Annotated in this window: 14 protein-coding genes, 1 tRNA gene, 1 pseudogene and 1 riboswitch; of the genes and pseudogenes, 11 read left to right on the forward strand and 5 right to left on the reverse strand. The window is 70.3% G+C overall.

Annotated elements, in window-relative coordinates:
• The first annotated feature begins 44 nt into the window (after positions 1-44).
• Together ACFYY2_RS17565 and ACFYY2_RS17570 are read left to right on the forward strand one after the other, a co-directional pair.
• The gene (locus ACFYY2_RS17565) at positions 45-449 is read left to right on the forward strand and encodes an XRE family transcriptional regulator (protein ID WP_388743333.1); all 405 of its coding nucleotides are present in this window, start codon (positions 45-47) and stop codon (positions 447-449) included.
• Positions 450-826: 377 nt separating this feature from the next.
• Positions 827-2,380 carry a tyrosine-type recombinase/integrase gene (locus ACFYY2_RS17570; protein ID WP_388743336.1) on the forward strand — a complete coding sequence of 518 codons (1,554 nt, stop codon included), beginning with the start codon at positions 827-829 and terminating at the stop codon, positions 2,378-2,380.
• A 379-nt stretch (positions 2,381-2,759) separates the two neighbouring features.
• Here the strand turns inward: ACFYY2_RS17570 and ACFYY2_RS17575 are convergent, their stop codons facing one another.
• Positions 2,760-3,215: a MarR family transcriptional regulator gene (locus ACFYY2_RS17575; RefSeq protein WP_329039406.1), complete on the reverse strand. Its 456-nt coding sequence runs from the start codon at positions 3,213-3,215 to the stop codon at positions 2,760-2,762.
• Positions 3,216-3,379: 164 nt separating this feature from the next.
• Here ACFYY2_RS17575 and ACFYY2_RS17580 point away from each other — a divergent pair, with 164 nt between their 5' ends.
• The gene (locus ACFYY2_RS17580; RefSeq protein WP_388743338.1) at positions 3,380-4,834 is read left to right on the forward strand and encodes an MFS transporter; all 1,455 of its coding nucleotides are present in this window, start codon (positions 3,380-3,382) and stop codon (positions 4,832-4,834) included.
• A gap of 260 nt (positions 4,835-5,094) precedes the next feature.
• Complete coding sequence (locus ACFYY2_RS17585; RefSeq protein WP_388743340.1) at positions 5,095-6,438, forward strand: ABC transporter substrate-binding protein; 1,344 nt, start codon at positions 5,095-5,097, stop codon at positions 6,436-6,438.
• 73 nt (positions 6,439-6,511) lie between these two features.
• On the opposite strand, the gene ACFYY2_RS17590 is transcribed toward ACFYY2_RS17585, so the two are convergent.
• From ACFYY2_RS17590 to ACFYY2_RS17600, 3 genes are all read right to left on the reverse strand, one after another.
• The gene (locus ACFYY2_RS17590) at positions 6,512-6,733 is read right to left on the reverse strand and encodes a hypothetical protein (RefSeq protein WP_388743343.1); all 222 of its coding nucleotides are present in this window, start codon (positions 6,731-6,733) and stop codon (positions 6,512-6,514) included.
• Between the two features lie 59 nt (positions 6,734-6,792).
• Entirely contained in the window at positions 6,793-6,945 is a 153-nt protein-coding gene (locus tag ACFYY2_RS17595) for a hypothetical protein (RefSeq protein WP_388743345.1), read from the reverse strand.
• Positions 6,946-7,158: 213 nt separating this feature from the next.
• Positions 7,159-8,544, reverse strand: coding sequence for an FAD-binding oxidoreductase (locus tag ACFYY2_RS17600; protein WP_388743347.1), 1,386 nt, complete (start codon positions 8,542-8,544; stop codon positions 7,159-7,161).
• Positions 8,545-8,801: 257 nt separating this feature from the next.
• Here ACFYY2_RS17600 and ACFYY2_RS17605 point away from each other — a divergent pair.
• From ACFYY2_RS17605 to ACFYY2_RS17635, 7 genes and pseudogenes are all read left to right on the forward strand, one after another.
• Positions 8,802-8,875: transfer RNA gene (locus tag ACFYY2_RS17605), tRNA-Met, on the forward strand.
• Positions 8,876-8,988: 113 nt separating this feature from the next.
• Positions 8,989-9,735, forward strand: coding sequence for a MerR family transcriptional regulator (locus ACFYY2_RS17610; protein WP_388743351.1), 747 nt, complete (start codon positions 8,989-8,991; stop codon positions 9,733-9,735).
• Between the two features lie 133 nt (positions 9,736-9,868).
• Positions 9,869-11,026, forward strand: coding sequence for a PP2C family protein-serine/threonine phosphatase (locus ACFYY2_RS17615; protein ID WP_388743354.1), 1,158 nt, complete (start codon positions 9,869-9,871; stop codon positions 11,024-11,026).
• A gap of 233 nt (positions 11,027-11,259) precedes the next feature.
• Positions 11,260-11,412: riboswitch (cyclic di-AMP (ydaO/yuaA leader) on the forward strand.
• A gap of 11 nt (positions 11,413-11,423) precedes the next feature.
• Complete coding sequence (locus ACFYY2_RS17620) at positions 11,424-12,458, forward strand: M23 family metallopeptidase (protein WP_388743361.1); 1,035 nt, start codon at positions 11,424-11,426, stop codon at positions 12,456-12,458.
• A gap of 148 nt (positions 12,459-12,606) precedes the next feature.
• Positions 12,607-13,551 (forward strand): aldo/keto reductase, encoded by a 945-nt coding sequence (locus ACFYY2_RS17625; protein WP_388743366.1) that lies wholly within the window; start codon positions 12,607-12,609, stop codon positions 13,549-13,551.
• Between the two features lie 160 nt (positions 13,552-13,711).
• Positions 13,712-14,287 (forward strand): IS607 family transposase, encoded by a 576-nt coding sequence (locus tag ACFYY2_RS17630; protein ID WP_388743368.1) that lies wholly within the window; start codon positions 13,712-13,714, stop codon positions 14,285-14,287.
• Positions 14,280-15,876 (forward strand): annotated as a pseudogene (locus ACFYY2_RS17635) (IS200/IS605 family accessory protein TnpB-related protein); the annotation flags it as partial. The gene ACFYY2_RS17630 and the pseudogene ACFYY2_RS17635, both read left to right, overlap by 8 nt.
• Positions 15,877-15,919: 43 nt before the next feature.
• Here ACFYY2_RS17635 and ACFYY2_RS17640 read toward each other — a convergent pair.
• The gene (locus ACFYY2_RS17640; RefSeq protein WP_388743370.1) at positions 15,920-17,338 is read right to left on the reverse strand and encodes a PrsW family intramembrane metalloprotease; all 1,419 of its coding nucleotides are present in this window, start codon (positions 17,336-17,338) and stop codon (positions 15,920-15,922) included.
• Positions 17,339-17,404 lie beyond the last annotated feature (66 nt).

Below are 17,404 nucleotides of genomic sequence, written 5' to 3' on the forward strand. Positions count from 1 at the left end.
TCGCCCTGAACAGCCGCGCAACTTGGAGTGACAGGATGAGTGTCATGACCGATAAAGAGGTCGAGCCCGACACGACGGAGTTCGCCGACTTGATCCGCAGCCGCCGTGCGAGCCTCGGGCTCTCGCTCGCTGCGTTCGAGGCGCGCAGCGTGGACCCGGTCACGGGCGTGCAGGTGAAGAGCGGATGGGTTCACCGGCTGGAGACAGGCGAGTCGGTCATCCCACCGAAGAAGCCTCAGCTGAGAGCGCTGCAAGCCGCGACTGGGCTACCGATCGAGGAGCTGCAGCGCGCAGCCGCCGTGCAGTTCTTCGGGTACGAGCGGGTGTGGGCGGAGAGTGGCGAGGCGTCGGCCCTTGTTCGTCGCGCCAGCCACCTGACCGAAGATCAGCGGCTGCAACTCCTGCGCCTCATCGACGCGTTCGCGCCACCAGGCCCGTCGAGCGAATGATCAAGATCCTTGACCAGTGCATTACCGAGCGTAGTACCCCCCCAAAGGGTGTAGGCACCAACGCATCGTAGTGACATGATGTCGGCATGTGACAGAGCGCACGCAAAGCGGAGTACTGCGCTCCTGGAATCGAACATGTGAACGAGCGGGGGCGACGATGAACAGTGCATCGACGAAGCGGTCCGGTGTGAAGTACGCCACAAGCGCTGATCTCCCCGCAGGGCGCGGCGTAGTAGTGATTGAGACGCCCACCGGACCCGTAATGGTTGTACGGGAGGGCAAAATGACTCCTGAGCTCGTCGAGGAAATCGTCGAGATGCACGACGCTCTGAAGGTGAGCGGCATGCTCGACGAGCACCAGCAGGAGGAGTGACACCATGGCCACATCACGCCGGGCCGGTGGCATCAGCAAGCGGTGCGAATGCCGCGGGGCTGACGGTCGCCTGCTCGGCAAGGCGTGTCCGCAGCTGAAGAAGAAGAACCACGGCGCGCTCCAGGTGCGCCAGGAACTACCGCTCGACGAGCACGGCCGGCGCCGCCCCTTCCGGCGCGTCGGCTATCCCACCGTCACGGCGGCACAGGCCGACCTCGACAGACTGCGTTCGATCCTCGACCTGCCGGGAGACGACGAGGACGCAGCACGCCGGGTCGGTGACCTGCTCCAGGGTGTGATGCGGGACCGCAGGGACATACCCGACGCGGCGGAGGTAGCGCGACGCCTCGGCGTCGGGGTGGACCTCGAAGGCAAGATGACGATGAGCCAGCTGTTCGAATCCTGGCTCGGGTCGAAGAGGACGCGCGCGACCACGACGAGCGGGTACCGCTCCCACGTCCGCGTGCACCTTGACCCCGGCGTCGGACACCATCGGGTCGACCGGTTCGGCGTCGGCCAGGCACAGGCCTTCTTCGACGCCATCGCCGACCGCAACGACGTCATCCGAGCCGAGAACGCAGCGCGCCGCGAGCAGCTGCAGCGCTCGAAGTGGGCGGGGGGCGGGCGCCCGCCGGCCGCCGAGCGGCAGCGCCTGGCCGACGAGCGGGCGAAGGCTGCGGCCATGCCCCCCTTCCGGAAGGTCACCGGTCCCGCCACGGTCCAGAGCATCCGCCGGACGCTCCGGGCCGCACTGAACTACGCCATCAAGAAGCAGGTCACCGACTTCAACGCCGCTCGCTACGTCGAGCTGGTACCTGCGGCGCGCCCCAAGGGGATGCTCTGGACGGACGAGCGTGTCGCGCGTTGGCGTGAGACAGGCACGAAGCCCAGCCCCGTCATGGTGTGGACCCCGGCCCAGCTCGGTGCGTTCCTGGACGCAGCCGAGGAGCACGCGCTCTACCCGTTCTTCCACCTCGTGGCACACCACGGCTTCCGCCGAGGCGAGGGGGCGGGGCAGGACTGGGAGAACATCTCGTTCGAGCGGCGGACCGTGACCGTCGCCAAGGAGCTGGTCGTCGACGGCTGGACGCCCATCGAGACGGACCCGAAAACGGCTGGCTCGGCAGGCACCGTGAAGATCGATGCGGGCACGGTCGATGTCCTGCGCGCGCACAGGGCGCGCCAAGAGGCCCAGCGCGCCGAGCGGCTCCAGGCGGGCAAGTCCTGGGCTGACACGGGGAAGGTCTTCACCCAGGACGACGGCTCATGGGTGCACCCGGAGACGTTCAGTAACGCGTTCCGGGAGATCCTCGCGAGGACCGACCTGCCACCCATCAACCTGCGAGACCTGCGGCACGGCGCGGCTGCCCTGGTGAAGGCCGGCGGCGGTGACCTGCACGACGCGAAGGTGAAGCTGCGGCACTCGACGATCGTGCTGACGAGCGACACGTACATGGAGCTCTTCGAGGACTACGAGGACGAGCTGACCGAGCGCGCCGCGGCCGTAGTGCCGAGGGCACGGAAGACCGAGCAACCGCCCCCGGAGAAGCCGAAGTAGTACGCTGGCTGTGGAACGCACGAGGCTCCGTCACCCCAGGTGGCGGGGCCTTTCTGCTGGCCCCGTGCTGGCCCGAACGCCCCATAACGGGACCCCACGAGACCGCACGAAGTCGCACGAGCAAGGCCCGGGAGCGGAAGAGATATCCCGCTGACCAGCACGGGAGCACACAAGGCGGACCCAGGCCAACGGCACCCAACGGGACCCCATGAGCGAGCCGCAGACTTTTAATCCGTTGGTTGTGGGTTCGAGTCCCACACGGCCTACGTGGAGCAGAGCGAGGAGATGTCCTCCGACCTGCGGTGCAGCGCCTCGACCGGCTTCGGCCGGCCGGGGCGCTCCGTCGTTTCCGGGCCCCGGCCGCGTGCGGCGGGCGGGCTCAGGGGCGGGGCCAGGGCCGGCCGCCGATGCGTTCCAGGTCGGTGTTGAAGCGCCGCAGGTAGCCGGCGAAGGCGGAGATCTCCTCCTCGGGCCAGTCGGCCATCACGGTGTGCAGGGACTCGACCATGCCCTCGCGCTCGGCGTCGAGGGTGCGGGCGCCCTCCTCGGTGATGCGGAACTTGCGGGCCATGCCCCCGTCCGGATCGGGGATGCGTTCCACGAAGCCGGCGCGCATGACCGCGGCCGTCTGCCGGTTGAGGGTCGAGACGTCGAGGTCGAAGGCCTCGCTCAACTCGCCCACCGACATGGGGCCCTGGACGCGGATGCGGCTGAGCAGGACGTACGCGCTGCGTTCCAGGAGGCCGTCCTTGCGGCGGCCTTTCCTCTTGTTCAGGAGTCCGTGGCGGCTGAGCAGCATCTGCTCGTACTCGACCTCTTGCGTGGCCTTGTCCATGCGCGGGCGCCTCCTGCTTCCTGCCGGGCGAGGCCGGTGTCTCGTCGTGCGGGCTCGCCTTCATCGTATGTTCACGCGGACGTGCATGGGCCACAGAATGTGCATGATGCAATAGGAGTGTACGATGCCATTCTTTCGCCGAAAGATAGCCGAGGACCCGCGACATGGATGCCCCCCAGCCCACCGCCCGCGCAGGCGGTGTGATCCCGACGCTGGCCCTCGCCGGCACCGTCGCCGCGATCATGCAGACGCTGGTGACCCCGCTCATCGCCGAACTGCCGCGGATCCTGGACACCTCGTCCTCGAACGCGGCCTGGGTGGTCACCGTCACGCTCCTGGTCGCCGGTGTCTGCGTGCCGGTGACCGGACGCCTCGGCGACCTCCTCGGTAAGCGCAGGATGCTGCTGGCCTGCGCGGTCCCGCTGGTCGCCGGGTCGGTGGTCTGCGCGATGGCCTCGTCCGTGGTGCCGATGATCGTCGGGCGCGGCCTCCAGGGCATGGGCATGGGCATGGTGCCGCTTGGTATCGCGCTCCTGCGGGACGTCGTGCCCGCCGAGAAGCTCAGCGGCTCGATCGCCCTGGTCAGCGCCTCCATGGGCATCGGTGGCGCGCTCGGGCTGCCGATCTCGGCCGCGGTCGCCGAATACACCAGCTGGCGCGTGCTGTTCTGGGGTTCCGCGGTGCTCGCCGTGGCCGTCGCCGTGCTCATCTGGGCCTTCGTCCCGGACGTCCCGGCCGGGGCCAAGGGGCAGCGCTTCGACGCGCCCGGGGCCGTCGGACTGGCCGTCGGGCTCGTCTCGCTGCTGCTGGCGATCTCCAAGGGGGCCGACTGGGGCTGGGGTTCGGGCACCACGCTCGGTCTGTTCGCCGTCGCGGTCGTGTCCCTGGGCGCCTGGGGGTTCTACGAGCTGCGCACCCGTGACCCGCTCGTCGACCTGCGCACCACGGCCCGCCCGCGCGTGCTGCTGACCAACGTCTCGTCCGTCCTGGTCGGCGTCGGCATGTACTCCTTCATGCTGATCGCCCCGCAGCTGCTGCAGTTCCCGGAGGCCACGGGATACGGCCTCGGCCAGTCGATGCTCGCGGCCGGCCTCTGGATCGCCCCGGGCGGTGTGATGATGATGATCGTCTCGCCGCTGGGCGGCAAGCTCATCAACGCGCACGGCCCCAAGATCGCCCTGGTCCTCGGCGCCCTCGTGATCTCCGCCGGCTACGGCCTCTCGCTGTTCCTCATGGGCTCCGCCTGGGGTCTGATGATCGTCGGCATCGTCATCAACAGCGGCGTCGGTCTCGCCTACGGCGCGATGCCCGCCCTGATCATGAGCTCGGTCCCGCTCTCGGAGACCGCGGCCGCCAACGGCTTCAACACCCTGATGCGTTCGCTGGGCACCACCATCGGCTCCGCCGTCATCGGTGTGGTGCTGGCGCAGATGACCATCAGCCTCGGCGGGTTCTCGCTCGCCTCGGAGGACGGGTTCCGCGTCGGCCTGACGATCGGCTGCGTGGTGGCCCTCGTGGCCGCCGCGGTCGCCGCCTTCATCCCGGGCCCCGACGGCCCCCGTGCGGGCGGCGACAGGACGGGGCCGGCCGCGGCCGGCAAGGTGGCCGTCGAAGCCTGACCCCACCACCTGGAGCGCCCCGACCGGTCGGCCCGGTCGGGGCGCTCCCGCGTTCCGGAACTTTTCCGCTGCACGGGCATTGACCCTGCGTGTGGGGGGACTTACGTTCATCGCGTTGTTCTTCGTATGTCATATATGAGACGCGATATCAGAGCCGGGAGCCGCATGCGGGCCGGGGCCGAGCCCGCTTTCCCGCCCCGCCCGGGCGCACGGACGCCGTCCGGTGCCGCGCCGATCAGCACGCAGAGAAGAGAGCCGACATGATCAAGTCCCGCAACAGCCGTCTCGCCGCGACGGCCCTGGTCTCCGTGCTGGCCCTCACCGCGACCGGCTGCGGTGACGACGGCAGCGGCATCGCCGGTGCGAAGGGGGCCGAGGGCCCGGGCACCGGGAAGATCGTCTTCTGGGACGAGAACGGCGGTGTCCGCACCGCCGTGTGGAAGGAGATCATCGCCGACTTCGAGAAGGCCAACCCGGACATCGACGTGCAGTACGTGGGCATCGCGTCCACCGAGGCCCAGTCGAAGTACGACACCGCCATCCAGGGAGGCGGACTGCCCGACGTGGGAGGGGTGGGCGCCGCGATGGTCGCCGGGATCACCGCTCAGGACGCGCTGGAGCCGCTGGACGACCGGGTCGAGGCGAGCTCGCTCAAAGGCCGGCTCAACGAGGCGATGGTCGAGAACGTGCGGAGCGCGGCCGGCCGGGACGAGATGTACACGGTGCCGATCTCCGCCACCAACGGCGTGCTGTACTACCGCACCGACCTCTTCGAGGAGGCCGGTCTCGGCGAGCCGGACACCTGGGACGAGTTCTACGCGGCCGCCGCGAAACTGACGGACAGGAAGAAGAACCGGTTCGGCTACACCATCCGGGGCGGCCCGGGCTCCATCGCCCAGGCGCTGGACGCGATGTACGGGCAGTCGGGCATCGAGTCCTTCTGGGACGAGTCGGGGACGAGGACCACCGTCGACGACCCGAAGAACGTCGCGGCCCTGGAGAAGTACGTGGGCCTGTACCGGAAGGCGACTCCGGAGGCCGACCTCAACAACGACTTCACCAAGATGGTCGCCCAGTTCGACGCGGGCGGCATCGCCATGCTGAACCACAACCTGGGGTCCTACCAGGATCACGTCAGCGCGCTCGGCACCGGCAAGTTCCGCGGTATCCCGCAGCCCGAACTGGCGGACGGCACCCGGGTGATGGTCTCCAACCCCGTGTCCGGACTGGGTCTCCTCAAGTCCTCGGAGAACAAGGCGGCCGCCTGGAAGTTCATCGAGTTCGCCGCGTCCCACGCCTCGAACTCCAAGTTCGCCGAGTCCGCGGGTCTGATCCCGGCCAACAAGGAAGCCGCCGAGGATCCCTGGCTCGACAGGGCCGAGACGACGAAGCTGGGCGCCGAGGCCCTGTTCTCGGGCGACACCAGGATCGTCCAGCTGCCGTACTACCTGCCCGACTGGAACACCCTGTCCAAGGCCGACAGCGAGTCGGGGTTCCAGAAGGTGATGCTCGGTAAGACGAGCGCCGCCGACTTCCTGCACACGCTGGCCGAGGACCTCGACGAGGCGCAGGCGGAGTGGAAGGAGCAGCGCCGGGCCGGCTGACGGCCCCGCCGCCGTCCCGGCTCCGCCCGGGGCCCCGGAGCCGTCCTCCCCGGCGGACGCTCGACGGCGGCCCTCAGTCCAGGCCCTCCTGGCGCAGTGCGTACATCAGGAGGAACGTCCGGTAGGCCTCCTCGGACACGTCCACACACACGTCCGGCCGGTTGGTCCACGTCGACGTGTTGTCGAGGGCCCGTCGGCAGGCCGCCTCGGCCTCGGCCTCGGAGGGGATGTTCGAGAGGAACGCGGCGATCAGCAGGACCACTGCGAGGACGACCACGCCGATACGGATGCGCATGGCCGTTCAACGACCGTACGGCCATGCCGGTCACTCGCGGCGGGCCGCCGGCCGTCCGGTCACTCGAGCTCGTCGGTCACCGGCGGCAGGTCGGGCTCGATGAACAGGCCGGCGTACTGCGGGCTGGGCAGCGGGGCGGCGGCGGCCGTGTCCGCGGACGCCACCGCACCGTCGGAGTGCCGCTGGTTCGTGCGGGCGGGCATGTCGGTCATCTCGGTGTCCTGTACGTGTAGGTGTGCGGTGAGAGCCCCGTGACCGGGCCGTCGGTGCGTGAGCCTGGCCGGACTGGTCCCGACCGGCAGGGCGACGATGTGCCGCTACCGGTGCCGCGCCGCTCCGGGGGCGTCCGGATCATCGTGCGGTGCATGCAGACTGTAACCCTCCCGGCACGGCTTTCCCCCGGAATTGCGAGCCCGGCGTGACGGTCAGTGCGGCGGCGCGGGCTCGATGTTCTGGTTTGCGTGGAAGAGGTTGTGCGGGTCGTAGTCCTGTTTGACCTTGGCCAGCCGGTCGTAGTGGCCGCTGTAGGTGGCCCGGATCCGGTCCGGGGACTCGCCCGTGCCGAGGAAGTTGACGTAGGCGCCGCCCATCGAGTGAGGGTGCAGCACCTCCCAGTATCCGACCGCCCAGTCCCGCAGCGCGGTGGCGTTGGCCGGGTCCGGGTCGATGCCGGCGATGACACCCGACCAGACGGCGTCGCGGTACGCCCATGCGGTGTCGTCGGGACCGACACGGCCCGCCGCCCCGTCGACCGGGTAGAGGTGCATGGTCGACTGACCGGTGGGAAGCTTCTCCGCGAAGTCCGCGTGCACGTCGACCGCGTCGTCGGTGATCTTGTCGAAGAAGTCCCCGCGCCAGTACCACTGGAGCCCTGCGGGCAGGAGCGCGTCGAACATGGTCTGCAGGGCCGGGTAGGGCATCGGCGCCGTGAAGTGGAAGGCGGGCGGCGCGGGTTCGTTCACCACGGCGAGGGTCTTCTCCAGCTCCTCGGGGTCGGCCGTGGAGGACCAGACGACGCCGCACATCTTCTGTCCGTGGATCTCCTCGGGGAAGGGCGGGCCCGGGGGGACGGACAGCGACGCGAAGAAGCCGTACAGGTCGTCCGGCGCCTGCGGCAGGAAGTCGCGGTACCAGCGCATGACGTCCTGGAAGTGCTCCAGCGGCCATACGGTGATCCCGACCCCCACCGTGTCCACGGGGTGCAGCTCGAAGTCGAACGACGTGACGATGCCGAAGTTGCCGCCACCGCCGCGCAGCGCCCAGAACAGGTCGGCGTGCTCACTCGGGTTCGCGGCCACGAAGCTGCCGTCGGCCAGGACGACGTCGGCGGAGACCAGGCTGTCGACCGTGAGGCCGTACTTGCGGGTGAGGTAGCCGTGACCGCCGCCGAGCGTGAGGCCTCCGATGCCGGTCGTGGACATGATTCCGGCCGGGGCGGCGAGGCCGAAGGCGTGTGTGGCGTGGTCGAACTCGGCCAGTGTCGCGCCGCCGTCCGCCTGGGCGGTCTGGGTGGCGGGGTCGACCCGCACGCCGTCCATGGGGGAGAGGTCGATCGTGACGGCCCCGTCGACGACGCCCAGGCCGGGGCCGCTGTGGCCGCCGCCCATCACGGCCACGTCCAGGCCGTGCTCACGGACGAAGTCGACGGCCGCCATGACGTCCGCCGTGTCGTGGCAGCGGACCACCGCCGCCGGCTTCCTGTCGATCATGGCGTTGTAGACCGTGCGTGCCTCGTCGTACGCCGGGTCGTCCGGGCCGATGACCGGGCCGCGCAGCGCGGTCCTCATGGCTTCCAGTGTGGTGCCGTCCATGGCCGTCTCCTCGCGAGCGTGCGCCCGGCCTCCCCTGGCTCCATCTCATCGGGTGAGGCTGCTGGGCCGACGCCGGCACCTGAGGATGCCGCGCAGACGGGACCGAACACCGAATGTCGTGTCCTTCAAGCGTCGCGCCGCCGCGCGGGGCCCGCAATCGCGGCGCCACGCCCCCGAGGGGCGGGGCGCGGAACGGGGCCGGCGGGAGAAGTGGTCGGAGCACCCTCCCGGATGGCGTAGAGTTACCAACACAACGACGCGGGGTGGAGCAGCTCGGTAGCTCGCTGGGCTCATAACCCAGAGGTCGCAGGTTCAAATCCTGTCCCCGCTACTGAAGACAGAGGCCCGGATCCTTTCGAGGATCCGAGCCTCTGTCGTGTGCCGTGGCCGCCCCGGGACGCGAGGCTTGACCTTGACGTCGCGTGAAGATCTAGCGTTTCCGGCATGGAGTGGTCCATCCAGGAAATCGCCAGAAGAGCCGGCACCACCAGCCGCACGCTCCGGCACTACGGAGATCTCGGTCTTCTCGTGCCGAGCCGCACGGGTGCGAACGGCTACCGCTACTACGACCAGGACGCCCTGGTCAGGCTCCAGCGCATCCTGCTGCTGAGGGAGCTGGGGCTCTCGCTGCCGGCGATCAAGGACGTGCTGGAGGGGCAGCGGGACACCTCCGCGGCGCTCCGGGCCCATCTGGGCCTGCTGGAGCAGGAGCGCGAGCGCATCGGACGGCAGATCGCCTCGGTGCGGACCACTCTCCACAGGACCGAGGAAGGGGAGGATCTCATGGCCGAGGAAGTGTTCGACGGCTTCGACCACACCGTGTACGAGCAGGAGGTCGGCGAGCGGTGGGGCCGTGCGGCGTACGAGCGGGGCGACCGGTGGTGGCGTGGGCTGAGCCCCGCCGAGCGCGCCGCGTTCCAGGGCGAGCACGACGTCATCGCCCGTGACTACGCTGCGGCGCGGGCCGCCGGCCTCGACGCGGGGAGTGACGAGGTGCAGGACATCGCGCGGCGGCACTGCGCCTGGCTGGCGGTGACCACGGAGGTCACCCGCGCGTACGTCACCGGGCTCGGCGAGATGTACGCGGCCGATCCGCGCTTCGCGAAGAACTACGATCGCCACGGGGACGGGACCGCCGTCTTCGTACGGGATGCACTGACGATCCACGCGCGGCACCGGCTCTCCGACTGACCCCGGAGGGGCCGGGCGGCGCTGCGCTCCTTCCTTCGGCCGATGAGCGGTCGCGCCACGGCGCGGCTCCGCCCGGCCGGGGCGGGGCGCGGTACCGTCCGCAGCCGTGGGCGGACCGGGCAGGAGTGCACAGGTGGGGAAGCGGGACGTACGTCAGGGGCGTGCCGAGGGGAACGCGCGCGCCCGGAGGCTCGTGCGCCTGCTGCCCGCCCTGATGATCGGTGCCGGGCTGGTCTGCGACGTGACGACCCCGCCCGAGGTCTCCGCCGTCCCGCTCTTCGCCGCGGCCCCGCTGATCGCTGCCCCCTTCTTCTCGCTGGCCTCCACGATTCGCACCGGCGTGGTCGCGATCCTCGTCGTCCTCGCCATCCGGGTGTCCGACGGCATGCTCGCGGATGCCGCCCCGATCACCGACCTGCTCACCCTGGTCACCGTCGCCGCGCTCTCGCTCGTCATCAACCGGGTCGTGCAGCGCGGCAACGAGCAGCTGGCCTCGGCGCGGGTCATCGCGGAGACCGCGATGCGGGCGGTGCTCCCCGTGCCGGAGGACCGGATCGGCGGCCTGCTCGTCGCGGCGCGCTACGAGGCGGCCCAGGCCGACGAGTTCGTCGGCGGCGACCTGTTCGCGGTCGCGGACACGCCGTACGGGGTGCGGCTGGTGGTCGGGGACGTGCGGGGCAAGGGCCTGGACGCGGTGGCGGCGGTCGCCGTCGTGATCGGCGCCTTCCGCGAGGCGGCCGAGCAGGAGCGCTCGCTGGAGGGCGTGGTCCAGCGGCTGGAGCGGGCGCTCGCCAGGGAGAGTACGCGGCGGGGCGGACTGGACTCGATGGAGGGGTTCGTGACGGCCGTGCTCGCCGAGATCCCGGTGGGCGCCGACGTGCTGCGGGTGGTCAACCGGGGCCACCCCGAGCCGCTCGTGCTCCACGCGGACGGCGGGCTCGACGTCCTGCGGCCGACCGAGCCGGCCCTGCCGCTCGGCATGGGCCTCGACGTGTGGCCGGACCGTGCGGACGAATGGCCGCTGCCGCCGGGGGCCACCTTCCTGGCGTTCACCGACGGGCTCTCGGAGGCGCGGGACGCCGACGGGGTCTTCTACGACCCGGCGGCCCGGTTGCGCGGCAGGCTCTTCCCGGGACCGGAGGAGCTGCTCTCCGCACTCACCGACGACGTCCGGCTGCACACGGGCGGCCGGTCGACGGACGACCTGGCGCTGCTCGCGGTCGGGCGGCCGTCCAGGGGGCAGCAGGAGCGGCGCAAGACGGTGAAGATCGTGGGACTGGACCGTGAATGACCGAAGGCGACCGTCCGTAATCAAAAGACGTCGCTACGCATAACATTTGACGCACCGTCAGAAAAAGGCGCGTGCGTGAGGGATATTCAACTCGCCCGTTTGAGGGCGATTGACCCCCGAAAGTCCAGGCCAGAGTCATGAACGATCTGTGGGAACCGCTTGGAATCGGACCCGCATGTCTATTAACGTTCGATAACGCAGCGCGGTTGTCCCAGTCGTCGCCAGAGGCGGCACCGTGCGCGGCGCCGAATCCCGCAAGGGAACCGGGGAACCACCTACATGGGGTGAATCGGACACCTGACTCCCGCGAGGGACGAAGGGGCCCGTAGGAGACCTTCCTGCTCCGAACCCGTCAGCTAACCCGGTAGGCGAGAAGGAAGGAAAGGAGTGCGCCCACGTGGCGTCAAATCAGCCTGCCCCCGAGGCTCCGGCACCCTTCAGGCCCGTCAGCCCCGGTGACCAGGGCAGGACGTGGGAGGAGTGGAACCCCACCGAGGAGTCCATCCGTCCCGTGCGCGGCCGGCACCGCGTGGCCAAGCAGCGTGGTCTCGCCCGTAGTTCCACCGTCCTCGGCGTCGGTGTCATCGCGGCCGTCGGCGCGGGAGGCATGGCCACCGCGCAGAGCAAACCGCCGGTCTCCATCTCTCTTCCCGATTCCATCGCGGACAATCTTCCCGACGCCAAGTCCCTTCCCGGCGTGGGCGCTTATCTGGCCGACGACGCCGATCAGGGCACGGTCGGCGCGTCCTCCCCGCTGACCACGGCCGGCATCACCGCCGCCGAGGCCGAGCAGGGCACCACGGACGCCGGCGAGGCGCTGCGCGCCCGCATCCTCCAGCAGGCCGAGCAGCAGCAGGCCGGGGCCGAGGCCGAGGCCAGGGCCACGCAGGAGAAGGCGGCGGCCGAGGAGGCCGCGGCGCAGGCGGCCAAGCAGCAGAGCGAGGCGGAGGCGAAGGCCGCCGCGAAGAAGAAGGCGGACGAAGAGGCGGCGAAGAAGAAGGCCGAGGCCGAGCGCCTCGCCAAGCTCGCCCTCAGCTACGCCGTCCCCACCTCCTCGTACACCATCACCTCGACCTTCGGTCAGGCCGGTTCGATGTGGTCCTCCGGCTACCACACCGGTCTGGACTTCGCCGCCCCCACCGGTACGCCGGTCAAGGCCGTGCACAGCGGCACGGTCAAGTCGGCGGGCTGGTCCGGTTCCTACGGCTACCGCACGGTCCTGGAGCTCGACGACGGCACCGAGGTCTGGTACTGCCACCAGTCCTCGATGGACGTCACCGCGGGCCAGAAGGTCACCACCGGCGACACCATCGGCCGGGTGGGGGCGACGGGCAACGTGACCGGACCGCACCTGCACCTGGAGATCCACACCGCCGACGGCTCGGGCGTCGACCCCATGAGCTGGCTGCGCGGCAAGGGCCTCTCGATCTGAGTGCCCGCGCCGGCCCACGGCGCACTCCGAGCCCCGAGACCCCGGCGGCCCTGGCGCACAACCCCCCGACGCCAGGGCCGCCGGTCCGCTCCGGGGCGGACGGCCGCCCGGCGGAATATGCGGCTCCGGCGGTGTGTTGGGCCGGGGTATGACATCACTGCGCCCGCTCGGAACATCAGGCCTGAAGGTCTTCCCTCTCGCCCTCGGCGGCAACGTCTTCGGCTGGACCGCCGACCAGGACACCAGCTTCGCCGTCCTCGACGCGTACACGGAGGCGGGCGGCAACTTCATCGACACCGCCGACGCCTACTCGGCCTGGGTCCCGGGCAACGAGGGCGGTGAGTCGGAGACGCTCATCGGCGCGTGGCTCTCCGCCCGTTCCCGCAGGGACGACGTCGTCGTCGCGACCAAGGCCGGTGCCCACCCGGAGTACAAGGGTCTGTCGGCCACCACGATCAAGAGGGCGGCCGAGGCGTCGCTCCGCCGGCTCGGTACCGACCGCATCGACCTCTACTACACGCACTTCGACGACGAGACGGTCCCCGTCGAGGAGATCATCGGCGCCCTGGACGAGCTGGTGAAGGCCGGCAAGGTCCGGGAGATCGCGGCGTCCAACATCAGCCCGGAGCGGCTCAAGGCCTCCCTGGAGTTCTCCGAGCGCGAGGGCCTCGCCCGTTACGTCGCTCTGCAGCCGCACTACAACCTCGTATCGCGTGACACCTACGAAGGCGCGCTCCAGGACACCGCCGCCTCCGAGGGGCTCGCCGCCGTGCCGTACTTCGCGCTCGCCTCGGGCTTCCTCACCGGCAAGTACCGGCCCGGGACCGCCGTCGAGAGCGCCCGGGCCGAGGGCGCGGGGAAGCACCTGGAGACCGAGCGCGGCCGCAAGGTGCTCGGGGCGCTCGACAAGGTGGCCCAGGAGCACGACGCCGAGATCGCCACGGTCGCCCTGGCCTGGCTGGCGGCCCGGCCGACGGTGGCCGCACCGATCGCCTCGGCCCGCACGGTCGGGCAGCTGCCCGCGCTCGTGGCGGTGGCCGGACTCGAACTGACCGAGAGCCAGCTGGCCGAGCTCACCGAGGCCTCGGCCTGAGGATCCGGCACCACCCGTCCGGGCCCCGGCGGTCCGGACGGGTCCCTCACCCCGGCGGAGCCGCACGGGGGCGGTGCTCCAGGTAGGGATTTACAACTGCTGGTCATCACAGTCGGAAAAGTGAGCGTAACCCTGTTTGAGTGAGTGTCGTTGTCCGGGTGTGAATCTGACGGACTGGGCGAAGACGCAGGGCGTGCATCCGCAGACCGCGTATCGCTGGTTCCGTGAGGGGACGCTGCCGGTACCGGCTCAGCGGGTCGGTCCGCGCACGATCCTGGTGAACGTCGAGTCGAACGCCGCGCCGGAAGCGGGCGGAGGGCTGGGTCTGTATGCCCGTGTCTCCTCGCATGACCAGAAAGCTGATCTGGAGCGGCAGGTTGCCCGCTTGTCCGTGTGGGCGGCGAAGGCCGGTCACCGGGTTGTGCGGGTGGAGTCCGAGATCGCCTCGGGCATGAACGGTGGCCGGTCCAAGGCCCGTCGTCTGCTGGCCGATCCCGAGGTGATCACCGTTGTGGTGGAGCACAAGGACCGGTTGGGCCGGATGAACGTGGAGCTGGTCGAGGCCGCCCTTTCCGCGACGGGCCGTCGTCTCATAGTCCTCGATGAGGGCGAAGTCGAAGACGACCTGGTACGGGACATGGTGGAGGTCTTGACGTCGTTCTGCGCCCGGTTGTACGGGCGCCGGTCGGCGAAGAACCGTGCGGTGAAAGCTCTTGAAGCGGCGTCGCATGGCTGAGCCGAAGAAGCCACTGCGGACGATTTCCCGTCCGTTCGTCGCCGATGGCCCGTCGGGGGTGAGCATTCGCGACCGCCTCAAGGGCCTCACCGCCGAGGATGAGAAGGTGTTGCGTCTGGTCGGCGGCCACATGGGTTCCCTGGCGTCGCGGGATCTCAAGACCCGCTGCGGGGACGGGCTGGAGCACTCCACCGAGACGTGGGCTGCCCGTAAGCGTGGGCTGACGGCCTCCTCGTCGTCCCGCTGGGCCGGTTCGGTCACCTCCCGCACGCATGATCAGTGGGGCCTGTCCCGGCGCGCTCAGCATGCTCATCTGCAAGGGCTGGACGCCGGTATCAAGACGGTGCGGCACCGCCTGTCCCTGCCGGTCGGCGAGAAGGGCAGCCGGGGCAAACCGGGCGGTTACCGGTCCCGGCACGAGTGGTTTGCCAAGTCCCGCCGTCTGGCAGTCCTCGAGGACCGGTACGAGCGTGTACGCGCCGAACGGGAAGACGGCCGTGTGTCCGTGGTGCGCGGCGGCCAAAAGCTCGCGAACACCCGGCACAACCTGGCCGCCGCCGGTCTGAACGAAGCGCGGTGGCGGGAGCGGTGGGAGGCGGCGCGCTGGTTTCTGTCGGCTGACGGGGAGTCCGGGAAGCGCTTCGGGAACGAGACGATCCGGATCACCCCAGGTGGGGAGATCAGGATCAAGCTGCCCGTGCCATTGGCCGAGCTGGCGAACGCGAAACACGGCCGGTACGTCCTCGCTGACCACGTGGTGTTCTCCCACCGGGGCGAGGAGTGGCGCGACCGCATCGAAGCGAACCGGGCCGTGGCCTACCGCATCCACCTCGACACGGTCCGGGGCCGCTGGTACCTGGACGCCTCCTGGACCCGCAAAGAACTCCCCGTCGTACCACTGGACGCGCTGCGGACACAGGGAGTGGTCGGTGTAGACACCAACGCCGACCACCTCGCTGCGTGGCTGCTCGACGAGCACGGCAACCCGGTCGGTGAGCCGCGTCGCTTCGACTACGACCTGTCGGACACCGCCACCCACCGCGATGCCCAGGTGCGCCACGCCCTCACCCGCCCGCTGCACTGGGCCAAGACCACCGGCGTGCAGGCCATCGCGATCGAAGACCTCGACTTCACCGACTCCACGACCCGCGAGAAACACGGCCGCAAGAAGCGTTTCCGACAGCTCATCTCGGGCATCCCCACCGGCAAGCTCCGTGCCCGGCTGCTCTCGATGTGCGCGGAGAGGGGACTCGGCGTGATCGCTGTCGACCCCGCCTACACCAGCACGTGGGGCGCGCAGCACTGGCAGGCCCCACTGACGACCACAACCCGTAAGACCAGCCGACACGCCGCCGCCTCGGTGGCCATCGGCAGGCGCTCCCTCGGACACCCGATCCGGCGACGGACGGCACCGCCCCGCCGGCACCAGAGCGATGCTGGCGGGCATCGGACCGCCCAGGCAGGACCAGATGACCGAGGCAGCGAGGGAAACCGCCCCCGCGTACCCGGACCACGGACATGATCCGATGGAGCTGAACGCGGCAGGAACGCGGTGGACCAGAACGCCCAACACCGTTCGGGGCGTTCGGCTGAGCATGAGTTCCGGCAACAGGACTCACTCCCGCTCAGTCTTTAGGAACGGTTGTAGCCGCCGTAGTGGCGGTGCGGTGCGGGGGTCTCCCGGGGAGCCGGAGCGCCGTGGGGGAGCTGTCGGGGGAACGGGGCCTGCGGGTGCGGCGGGTGGGCACGCGTCCGGAGCGTCATGTGCGCCGCGTATCCCAGGGCGGGGCCCGCGATCTCCCGGCGATGCCACAGATGGTGCAGCAACTCCTGCTCCCGTACGGCGAAGTCGGCGTCCGCGCCGTCGTGGCGTGCCCGGCGGCGGAGCATGGCCAGGGACGTCGCGAACGACTCGTATTCGGCGACCGCACGGGCGGCGGCCCTGCCCCGGGCGCGGTCCTGGGCTCCGTGCCAGTGCCGTGCCATGTCCCGTGCCATCCCCCGGGCCCGCATCGAGGCCAGTGCGGCCGGCTCGGCGGGACCGAGCCAGCCGGCCGCCGCATAGACCGGCAGTTCGGTGGAGAGCGTCCGCAGCTCCCGCTGGCGCGACCATACGGCCAGCCAGGTCACCAGACCGAAGCACGGCACCATGAACGCGCCGTACACCGCGTAGAAGCCGTACGGGCCGAAGGACGACGAGCCGTTCCAGAGGGCGTGCATGCCCATGGCCAGGGCGAGTCCGAGCAGCGGCAGCAGCACCCGGCGCACCCGGTGGCGGGCGCCACCGAGCGCCGCGATCCCGAAGCCGATGCCGGAGAGCACCGTGAACAGGGGGTGTGCGAAGGGCGACATCACCACACGCACGAAGAACGTCCCGGCCGTCAGCGAGGCGAGCCCCGTGGTCCCCAGCTCCTGGTCCTCACCGAAGGCCTGGCCCAGGTAGAGGATGTTCTCGGTGAAGGCGAAGCCGGTCGCGGTGAAACCGGCGACCACGATGCCGTCGACGACACCGCCGAACTGCCGTCTGCGGAAGAGGAAGATCAGCAGGACGGCCGCCGCCTTAGCGGTCTCCTCGACGACCGGCGCGATGACGGTCGCGCCCAGCGTGTCCGCGCTCGCCGGATCCGCGGTGGCCGTCGCTATCCACCGGGTCGCGAAGGAGTTCGCGATGATGGCGACGAGCGCGGCGGCGCAGGCGCCCCAGGAGAAGGCGAACAGTAGATTCCGCCATGGCCCCGGCTCGACGCGGTCGAGCCAGCGGAAGGCGGACATCAGCAGCGGCACGGGCAGCACGGCCAGGCCCAGGCCCACCAGGAAGCCCTCGGTGCCGGTCTGTTCGCGCACCAGGGCCAGGATCACCAGCCCGCACAGCGCGAGGACGGTGACGACCGCACCGGCGCGGAACGCCTTGCTGCGCCAGACCATGCCGACGCGGCTCGGCCGGTAACGCCACTGGCCGCGCTCCGGTACGGCGCCCAGGTACTCGTCGAGCTGCTGCTCCTCGAGAACCGGGACGGCCGGCTGCTGGTGCTGTACGGACCACTCGGACACCTGACGACCCTAACGAGGGGGACCGACACCGTGCCATGGTGCGGCGGCAGGGCGGTCCGCCGGCGG

This window comes from Streptomyces sp. NPDC001822 (assembly GCF_042892135.1).
Taxonomy (GTDB): Bacteria; Actinomycetota; Actinomycetes; order Streptomycetales; family Streptomycetaceae; genus Streptomyces.

Excerpts from the sequence above, each read along its gene's own strand:
- ACFYY2_RS17565 (WP_388743333.1), top strand. The coding sequence starts at position 45 with ATGACCGATAAAGAGGTCGAGCCCGACACGACGGAGTTCGCCGACTTG.
- ACFYY2_RS17570 (WP_388743336.1), top strand. The coding sequence starts at position 827 with ATGGCCACATCACGCCGGGCCGGTGGCATCAGCAAGCGGTGCGAATGC.
- ACFYY2_RS17575 (WP_329039406.1), bottom strand. The coding sequence starts at position 3,215 with ATGGACAAGGCCACGCAAGAGGTCGAGTACGAGCAGATGCTGCTCAGC.
- ACFYY2_RS17580 (WP_388743338.1), top strand. The coding sequence starts at position 3,380 with ATGGATGCCCCCCAGCCCACCGCCCGCGCAGGCGGTGTGATCCCGACG.
- ACFYY2_RS17585 (WP_388743340.1), top strand. The coding sequence starts at position 5,095 with ATGATCAAGTCCCGCAACAGCCGTCTCGCCGCGACGGCCCTGGTCTCC.
- ACFYY2_RS17590 (WP_388743343.1), bottom strand. The coding sequence starts at position 6,733 with ATGCGCATCCGTATCGGCGTGGTCGTCCTCGCAGTGGTCCTGCTGATC.
- ACFYY2_RS17595 (WP_388743345.1), bottom strand. The coding sequence starts at position 6,945 with ATGACCGACATGCCCGCCCGCACGAACCAGCGGCACTCCGACGGTGCG.
- ACFYY2_RS17600 (WP_388743347.1), bottom strand. The coding sequence starts at position 8,544 with ATGGACGGCACCACACTGGAAGCCATGAGGACCGCGCTGCGCGGCCCG.
- ACFYY2_RS17610 (WP_388743351.1), top strand. The coding sequence starts at position 8,989 with ATGGAGTGGTCCATCCAGGAAATCGCCAGAAGAGCCGGCACCACCAGC.
- ACFYY2_RS17625 (WP_388743366.1), top strand. The coding sequence starts at position 12,607 with ATGACATCACTGCGCCCGCTCGGAACATCAGGCCTGAAGGTCTTCCCT.